Source organism: Thauera aromatica, assembly GCF_023093595.1.
Classification (GTDB): domain Bacteria; phylum Pseudomonadota; class Gammaproteobacteria; order Burkholderiales; family Rhodocyclaceae; genus Thauera; species Thauera aromatica_A.
In genome coordinates this window covers 1-918 of the sequence record NZ_JALLIK010000019.1, presented here as the reverse complement: position 1 = coordinate 918, position 918 = coordinate 1, and the positions used below count along the sequence as shown (strand labels likewise).

At 64.3% G+C, this 918-nt stretch carries 1 protein-coding gene; it reads right to left on the bottom strand.

What is annotated here, in order from left to right; genetic code table 11:
* Positions 1–213 precede the first annotated feature (213 nt).
* Positions 214–918 (bottom strand): transposase (locus tag MXC99_RS00300; RefSeq protein WP_247723651.1); only part of this gene is annotated, 705 nt, incomplete at its 5' end.

Here is a 918-nt window from a genome sequence, read left to right as displayed (position 1 = left end):
CAGGGTGTTGAAAATCTCGGGTTCACCTTCGGTTTCCAGCCCCCTGGGAAAAATCGACGTTGAAAAGCGCCCGCTTGCCTCGTGATCATGCCGATTCAAGCCGACTTTTCCATCGATTGTGCTACCGCAAATCAGCAGCGCTCCTGTCGCCGCAAAGACATGGTTTCTCGTCTACAACTTTTCCCATCCGCAGGACGCCAGGGCGCCCGCGAATTACGGCGCCAGCAGATTGCCCAATCTCGTCCGGTTATAAGCCGAGAAATTGAGCAACGCATGCGCACGGATTCGATCCAGCCCACGCGCCATCGCATGGCGCAGCGTGCCGATATCCTTCGCCCAACCAAAGGCCTCTTCGATCATCTTGCGTCGGCGCAGGCTGACCGCGTAACCGGGGGACGACTTCACCTTCTCGGGCACGGCGCTGCCCTTGACCTTGGCCGCGACATGCGGGGCAATGCCCAGCGGCTCGAGCGCGGCGATGAACTCGGCGGTGTCGTACCCCCGGTCGGCCGCCAGCGTCGGCTTGTGCGCCGAATTGCCCGGCTTGATGCTGCGCCTGGCCATCACCAACGCCGCCTCACGCTCAGCGGTTCCGGTGGCGGTCGTGGTGTGGACATCGACGATCAGACCGTGACGGTTCTCGGCCAGCGCATGCGTGGTGTAGCTCAGGTACGCCACCCCGCCGCCCTTGCTGGCGAGCAGGGCCTGCGGGTCGGTGCGCGAGACGTGCGTCTTGTTCGTGCGCTTCTTGCCGCGAAAGTCCACCTCGGGATTGCGTCCCTGGTTCGGTCCGGGCGGCTCGTCGGAGCCGTCCCGGGCCATCAGGCTCTTGTGCGAGGCCCACGCCCGCAACAGCGAGCCGTCGACACTGAAATGCTCGTCCGACACCAGCTCGGCCCATTCGGCGATCGCCACCAC